Source organism: Geomonas sp., from assembly GCF_035254065.1.
Taxonomy (GTDB): Bacteria; Desulfobacterota; Desulfuromonadia; order Geobacterales; family Geobacteraceae; genus Geomonas.
The window spans coordinates 1-7,502 of sequence record NZ_DATFBA010000314.1; the positions used below are offsets into that span (position 1 = coordinate 1).

The 7,502-nt window shown below is 62.1% G+C and carries 8 protein-coding genes; all 8 read right to left on the reverse strand.

The window, feature by feature from the left end:
- A partial coding sequence (locus tag VJ604_RS14495) for an MMPL family transporter (RefSeq protein WP_324083673.1) occupies positions 1-1,498 on the reverse strand: 1,498 nt, incomplete at its 3' end.
- A 6-nt stretch (positions 1,499-1,504) separates the two neighbouring features.
- Positions 1,505-2,233 carry an outer membrane lipoprotein LolB gene (locus tag VJ604_RS14500; protein ID WP_324083676.1) on the reverse strand — a complete coding sequence of 243 codons (729 nt, stop codon included), beginning with the start codon at positions 2,231-2,233 and terminating at the stop codon, positions 1,505-1,507.
- A 211-nt stretch (positions 2,234-2,444) separates the two neighbouring features.
- A complete protein-coding gene (locus VJ604_RS14505) occupies positions 2,445-3,050 on the reverse strand; it encodes an outer membrane lipoprotein carrier protein LolA (protein ID WP_324083678.1) in 606 nt (201 codons plus the stop codon).
- 243 nt (positions 3,051-3,293) lie between these two features.
- Complete coding sequence (locus tag VJ604_RS14510; protein WP_324083680.1) at positions 3,294-3,542, reverse strand: hypothetical protein; 249 nt, start codon at positions 3,540-3,542, stop codon at positions 3,294-3,296.
- 130 nt (positions 3,543-3,672) lie between these two features.
- Entirely contained in the window at positions 3,673-4,722 is a 1,050-nt protein-coding gene (locus VJ604_RS14515; RefSeq protein ID WP_324083682.1) for a beta-ketoacyl synthase N-terminal-like domain-containing protein, read from the reverse strand.
- A 111-nt stretch (positions 4,723-4,833) separates the two neighbouring features.
- On the reverse strand, positions 4,834-6,048 hold the full coding sequence (locus VJ604_RS14520; protein WP_324083684.1) for a beta-ketoacyl-[acyl-carrier-protein] synthase family protein: 1,215 nt from the start codon (positions 6,046-6,048) through the stop codon (positions 4,834-4,836).
- Positions 6,049-6,083: 35 nt separating this feature from the next.
- A complete protein-coding gene (locus VJ604_RS14525; RefSeq protein ID WP_324083686.1) occupies positions 6,084-6,824 on the reverse strand; it encodes a 3-oxoacyl-ACP reductase family protein in 741 nt (246 codons plus the stop codon).
- Positions 6,825-6,871: 47 nt separating this feature from the next.
- Positions 6,872-7,502 (reverse strand): B12-binding domain-containing radical SAM protein (locus tag VJ604_RS14530; RefSeq protein ID WP_324083688.1); only part of this gene is annotated, 631 nt, incomplete at its 5' end.

Sequence of the window (7,502 nt, forward strand, 5' to 3'; positions counted from 1 at the left end):
CCTCGGAGTGCTTGGGCTGAAGATTCTTGAGGTCCTCCTCGAAGCGGATGAAACAGCCGGCGACCAGCAGTGAGGCGATCAGCAGCAGGGAGACCACCACTGTCCGGCGCGGCCTTCTCCGGCTGAACCTCCAAAGAGAGGCCTGACCGAAGGTTGGCAGGGGCTGGTAGCCTACCTTCGGAAAGCGCCGCTCCGCATAGATCAACAGCGGGGGCAGGAACAGAAAAGAGGCGTACATCGAGAAGATGACCCCCAAACCCACCAGAAGCCCCAGTTCGAAGGGCGCCCGCACGTCGGAGACCATCAGCATCAGGAAAGGGATCGCCGTGGTGGTGGCGGCGGTGTAGACGCCGTGGCCGGTCTGGATAAGGGCGAGCCGCAGGGCCTCATCGGTAGGGATCCCGGCTGCACGCTCCGCATAGAAGCGGTCGTAGATATGGATGGAATAGTCGGTGCCGATGCCGATGATGAGCGACATGAAGGCGAAAGAGATGATGTGAATGGAGCGGAGAAAGATCGCGGCGGTGCCAAGGGCCAGGGCGACGCCGAAGAGGAGGATGACCGGGATGAGCAGGGTCGGCATGACCCGCCGGTAGGTGAGGTAGAACAGCGCGAGCACCACCACCAGCGAGACGACGATAGATTCCTGGACGTTGCGCTTCATGGTCGCTTCGTCGATGACGGCAGCGATCTGGGCGCCGGTGCAGGAGATATGGACGGAAAAGCCGCGCCGGGCGCTGTTGATGCCGGCCACCAGCTTGCGGGCGAAGTCGATGTCCTGCACCGAACGGGCGGTCTGGGCGATGATGATCAGCACCCGGCCGTCCCGCGAGAGAAAATAGGGCGAAGTCGGATCGAGGTCGAGGGACTGGCTACCCTTCTTCAGCCGGGGGAGCACCAAATCCCGCAGGTAGAGCGGATCGGCGGCGATGATATCGCGGGCTGCCATGCCGGCCTGGCTGGCCAGCTCCGCCTGGGCACGCTGGAGAGCGGCGTCCATGCTTGCTGGCCGGAGTTTCCCCGCATAGTCGGACACCTGTTCCGGTGACAGGAAGAGCTGCGGCTTGCTGGCCGCATAGGAGATGAAGGTCGCGAAAGAAGCGGCCTCAGCGGGATCGAAGGTCCGATAAACGACCTTTTCGAAGGCAGGCTGGCCATCGACCTGCAGCGCCTTGAGCTTGCCGGCAAAGGCCTCGCCTTCGCGAAGCAGCGACTCGCGATCCCCTTCCAGCAGGAAATAGGCCTCGCGGGAGCTGCCGCTCCAGTTGAGGGTATCGAGGAACAACCGCAGGGCGCCCCGCTGGGAGGGGAACAGCTTGAAGAAATCGGTTTCGAAGCGGACGCTGAAGATGGAGACGGCCGACAGGGCGAGCAGGATGAGGGAGACCACCACAACCCTCAACGGGCGCTTGGTGGTGATCCGGTACATCCACTCAAGATGGGCGACTACGGCGGTTTTGGTGGCGGCGGCCAGCCAGGCCGGGGTAAGATTGGGCATCCTCTTCTAGAAGCCTTTGAACTCGGCCAGCGGAAGGACCTTGTATCCCTCGGTCACCGGAGTCAGCGCCCCATCTTCCACCGGTTGGTTGATCTGGGGCTCATCGAAGACGATTCGGACGGTGGTGCCGTAACGGCTGCTGATCACGATAGTTTCAGGGAAAGCTACGCCGTCCACGTTGCCATAATCCTGATAGGCGACCTTGTCTCCTTCTGGAGAGACCTTGTGGTCTACCAGGCTGTGATCATCGAAGTAGTAGTGATCGCCGGAGGGATCGATGGTCTCCTTGGTGCCGGGAGGAATACTGGCAGGAGAAGGATGGACCTGTACCCATTTCATCATCGCCATGCTTTGCAGGGGACTATCCGGTGGCAGTTCGGAGAACCGGCCGCTGTAGGCGAGCTGCTTGCTGGGAACGAGACAGGTGATCTTGTCGCCATCGATGAAGACCTCGAAGACGGTCAAGCCAAAGGGGGAAAGCAGCGCCAGGTGAAAGCGGTCCGGCTGCCTGTAGACGAGGAAGCCGCGGCCGCTGGTGGTGTGCTCGCCGGTCCTGACCGAGACGGACATGGACGACTGCAGCGTCTCGACCTCACGCCCGGCAACGATACCGGTGAGAGGTTTCTTGACCGTCGCACAGGCGGACAGCGTAAAGACGATGAGGCAAAGGATCAGGCTTCTCAAGAACAGGCTCAACGAGGTGGAAGGCACGGTCGATTCTCCATTGAACTTCATTCTGGACTGGCTGTTGATGCCCTAAGACAGGCTCAGGGTGAATGGCTCCCCCCCCACATCCTCACCCCGCCCCTCTCCTTGAAGGAGAGGGAGAAGTTGGGTGATCTGGGAAAAAGCCTATGACAGGCCGCCGCTAACTTATGTGAGTAACACCTGTGGTCCCCTCCCCTTCAAGGGGAGGGTCAGGGTGAGGATGGGCATGGCGGTCCTATCACTCAGCCTTGAGATCACGCTCCTGCAGACCGATGTTGCGACGGACGTTCTTGAAGGAAAGAATGGTCTGGTCCTTGTTGTGCTCATCTATGACAATGCGACTGATCTTCCCCTCGGCGTCGAAGGTAAGCGTCAATTGCCGAACTGCTCCCTTGCTCTTTGGGAAAATCTGCACATTCCAAAGTTTCCCGCGCCGTTCCGCCTTGATCGCCACCCCTTCCGGGAGGGTGGTGATGGGCTTCCCCAGGAAGGCGAACCACTTCTTGAGCCCCTCCTCGGGCGGCAGCACGACCTTCTCGGTCACCGCCTGCTCCGGAAGCCGCATGGTCATCACATTGTCCTTCAGGAGCAGCCGGCTCGGATGAGGCGGCAACAACTCCATGAAGAAGGTATCCGGCTTTTTGAAGCGGACCACACCCTTGGAGACCATCTTCTTCTTCATCAGGGCGAGCTGCTTTTCCTGAGTGATGTCGGCGGTGAAATCGTTGGTGCCGGCAAAACCGCGCCGCAGCGTCTCCATGGCCTCGACCGCCGGGTCGGCGGCTGCGTAGGCGGAGACGGTGGCAGTCAGGAGCAGCAGCAGGGCGAGAAAAAATTTGGTCATCAACCCACCTATTTCAACACATTTGAGAGAGGTACTGTCACTAAAGAAAAAAAGCCGTTCACCCTGAGCCTGTCGAAGGGCCTGAAACTCTTACGGCTTTTACAGGGGGAAGAAGTTGGGGTTCATGCTTCGACAGGCTCCGCACGAACGGTTTCACACCTACTCCGCCTAACCTGTCAAACCATAGGTCGAGGGTAATTCGCGATTTCCCTCACCCCTACCCTCTCCCGAGGTCCATGTAAATCAGCGCTGTTTTGGCCCGGTCATGGCCAAGGTGACGGTCGCGGTCGCGATTACCTCACCCTCTTGCCGGACCTCTCCATCCACCTGCACGAGGGGACCGAATATTTTCACGACCTTGGCGGTGATGAGGAGTTTGCCATGGGGCATGACGCGAGCTGGCAGCACCACGTCCCTGAAGCCCGCCAGCACCCCACCCTCGCCATCCTTCTGTCCGGCGGCGATGCCGCCCAACTGGGCGATGGCCTCCACCAGGAATACCGGAGGAAAGTAAAGCTCTCCGGTGACACCGAGTTCTCCGGTGGCAACGACACCAGGATCCAGGGAGAGTACCAGGTCTATGAACAGAAAAGGCGGTCGATGGGGGAGATATTTGCAAGGATCAGGATGAAACAGGATCCCCTCCGGTCATTTCGATCGCGTAGTAGGGACCTTCCGGCGAAGCGGCGATCTGCACCCCGCTCTGACCCGGCTTGAGGGAGAGCGCCAGGGCGGTCATGGAGAGACCTCCCATGGCCAGGGCGCGTCCCAGTATGCGGCCGGTATCCAGTACCGGCGCCTCCGGCAGGCAGGCCAAAAGCTCGCCATCCGAGGTGGCGGTGCCGGAAAGTGCCATCAGGCCGGGACGGCCGGAGTTCCCTAGCAGCCTCTCAACACCCTCGGCCTCGAGTCCCGGGGAAAGCCGCCCGATGGACCTCACCTCGCCGACCCCGGCCAGGATACGGGCGTTGCGACGGCGGGCGTGACCACCCCTCTCCAGCACCAGCAGGCCGGCTCCCTCACTGAAGCACCCACCGAAGCTGTTCAACTGCCCGATGGACTTGAAGCCTTTCAACATGCCGGCGAAGAGTTCGTCGACGCCACCGGTCAGCATGATATCGGCACGATCCTCCTCCAAAAAGCGCATGGCCATCAAGAAGGCGGATTCGGCGGAGCAGAAGCGCTGGATGAGGGTGACGTTGGGACCTTTCAGCTTATGTTCGATGGATGCGTTGCTGGCAGACGCGTTGGGAACGATGTTGGGGAAGAGCATGGGGACCAGCCCTTCTGTGCCGGCCGTGAAATAGCCGCGCAAGAACTCCTCGGCGTAGGCGATGCCGCCGAAGCCGCAACCGAGGACGATGCCGATCCTGCTGGAATCGAGGGCGGCGACGTCGATGGCAGCATCTTTGAGGGCCATGCCGGCGGCGACCACCGCCATCAAGCTGCTCCTGTCAAACTTGCGCGCCTTGAGCGGCGACATGTAGTCTGAGGCCTTGAATGAGTCGGCCTTCCCCCACAGGTGGCCGCTTTCGCCGACTACGTCCTCGGGAACCGGCTGCAGCTTGCTGTTCCCGGCAGCAAGTGCCTCGATCAGTGCGGCGGTTCCCACACCAGCTGCGGAAATGGCGGCTACGCCAGAAATGACGATATCGTCGTGTGCACTATTCACTGAAACTCCTTCTTTGCACCTGCTTGCTCCATACTGCTTATGACTCGGTGAGTCAGAGTTAGTTGGAGAGGGTGACAGGCACCTAGCCGGAGCCAGTCCCCTTCCCTTCCCTCATCTCGAAATAACGAGCGAGGTGGTGTTGCCACCGAAGGCGAACGAGTTGGAAAGGGCTATCGAGGCGTCGCTTTCCCTGGGAGCGGCGTGACAGTAATCGAGGTCGCATTCCGGATCCTGTCCGCGGAAGTTCAGGGTCTGGGGAATGATCCCCTCCTTGAGGGCGAGCAGCGTGGAAACGGCCTCCACCGCTCCGGCTGCGCCCAGGCAGTGCCCGGTCAATCCCTTCACCGACACCAGGGGGACTTCCGATGCACGCTCGCCGAAGACGACCTTCATCGCCTTGGACTCCACCATATCGTTGAGAGGGGTGCCGGTACCATGCGCGTTGACCCAGCCGATATCTCCGGCGGAAACACCGGCGCGAGCTATCGCCTCGGTCATCACCCGCGCCGCATCGGTGCCGCTGGGGTCGGGAGCGGTCATGTGGTAGGCCTCGCCGGCCACTGAATAGCCGAGCAGGTAACCGTGGATACGGGCGCCCCGGGCTTTGGCATCCTCCTCACCTTCCAGAACCAGGAAGGCGGCCCCTTCACCCAGGGTGATCCCCTGGCGCCCCAGGCTGAAGGGGGCGCACGGTTGCGGATCGACCACCCGCAGGGCGTTGAAACCGGCAAAGGTCAACAGGGAGAGGCAATCGGAGCCACCGCACAGTGCGGCCTTCAGGCGTCCGGCAGCCACCAGGTCGGCCCCCCAGCCGATGGAACTGGCCGAGGAGGAGCAGGCGGTGGTGATGCTGGACTGGTACCCGCAGAGGTTGTAGGTCTGGGAGATGCAAGTCGCGGTACGATCGGGGAGCAGCCCGCGCAATAGAGAGCCCTTGCCGTGGCGGCCTGCCAGCGTTTCGCTCAGCCACTCCTCGCACTGCAGCATGCCGGAGGCGCCTGCTCCGACGCAGACCCCGATTTCGTAGGGGGAGTAACAACCACCGACAGCGCTGCCTTTGAGCGCCTCGCCGGCCGCGATCAGCCCGAACTGGTCGACGCGGGAGAGTTTGCGCGCCACCTGGGCGGGGAAGTAGTCGAGCGGATCGAAGCCCTGCACCTGCGCCCCGATGTGAGAGGGAAAAGGGGATACATCGAAGAGGTCGACCGCTCCAATGGCGCTGGTGCCATCCAAAAGTGATCTAGTGAAAGACGCGACGTCCCTACCCGCGGCAGTGAAGATGCCGAGGCCGGTTATGGCAATTCTGCTCTTAGTGCTGCTTCTCATGACACCTCGCTGCAATTACCCACTTCTCTAACGAACTACAGGATGCCGCCGTCGATCACCAGACATTGGCCGGTGATATAGGAGGCTCGGTCGGAGGCCAGAAAGGCGACGGCCTCGGCCACCTCCTCGACGCGCCCCATCCGCCCCAGAGCGGAGGCGCCCACGATCCGCTCCACTACCTCACCCTTCATGCCGGCAATCATCTCGGTCTCGATCAGTCCGGGAGCCACCGCGTTGACCCGGATCCCCATGGGACCGACTTCCCGCGCGAGGGACTTGGTGAAACTGACGGCCGCCCCCTTGCTGGCTGCGTAGTTGGTCTGCCCGGCGGTACCCGAGAAGGCGGAAACGGAGGAAAGGTTGACGATCACCCCGCGCCTTTTGGCCATCATCTTCCTCACCCCCCACTTGCAGCAGTGGAAGAGCGGGTCAAGGTTGCCGCGCACGACCGAGTCCCAGTCGGCCTCCGACATCATGGGAAGGTAGCAGTCGCGGATGATCCCGGCATTGTTGACCAGGATATCCAGCGAGCCGTGAGCAGCCCAGGCGGCGTCGATCAGCGCCTTGGCCCCCTCCGAGGTGGAGACGTCGGCCTTGACGGTGGAGATTGAGCCGGCGAGGCTTGCGGCCTCACGTACCAGTTCCTGGGCGGCGACGTCGTTATTCAGGTAGGCAGCGGTCACCGTGGCGCCCAGCCGGGCGAAGTGCAGGGAGATCGCCCTGCCGATGCCGCGGGTGCCGCCGGTGACGATGACCGACCGGTATTCGAATTCCATTAAGACTGCTCCTGCTTCAATGTCAGATCGGCTGCATCGCAGACCGGCTACATCGGCTTGATCCTGCTCCGGGAGAGCCGTTTCAGCTGTTTCCAGAGCGGGCCGCGCACCGTAAAGCGGCGCATGGCGTCCAGCATGGCGTCGCTCATGTTCAGCTCCATCCCCGGCGCCACCCAGTTCCTGCGCTCCAGGGCGCGCGTCGCCACCATATCACAGAGTGTCTCCCGGATGGGAGGTGAAAGATAAAAAACCGGCTCCAGCATCGGAGTCCTGGCCGTGATCACCCCGTCCACCATGGCGCGCTCGTACAGTGGCGTACCAGGGAAGATCCTGATCCCGGTCATGGCGATCATGGCGACGGCATCCAGTTCATCGGCAAGCGCGAAAGTCTCGTCGATGGTCTGCTCGCTTTCGCCCGGCCCGCCGAACAGGATATAGTGGGCGAAGTCGATGCCGGCCTCGCGGCAGAGCTTGGAGGCGCTACGCAGATGGGAGACGCCGAACGATTTCCCCAGGCTTCTGAGCATGGTGGCGGAACCCGACTCGCTGCCGAATTCGATGGCGTCGCAGCCGGCGGCCACCATGGAGTCAACCAAGGGGGCGTTGAAGAAGCCGGGGTTCACGAAGGCGGACCACTTGATGGCGAGCTTCTCCCGCTCGATGGCACGGCAAAGGCTC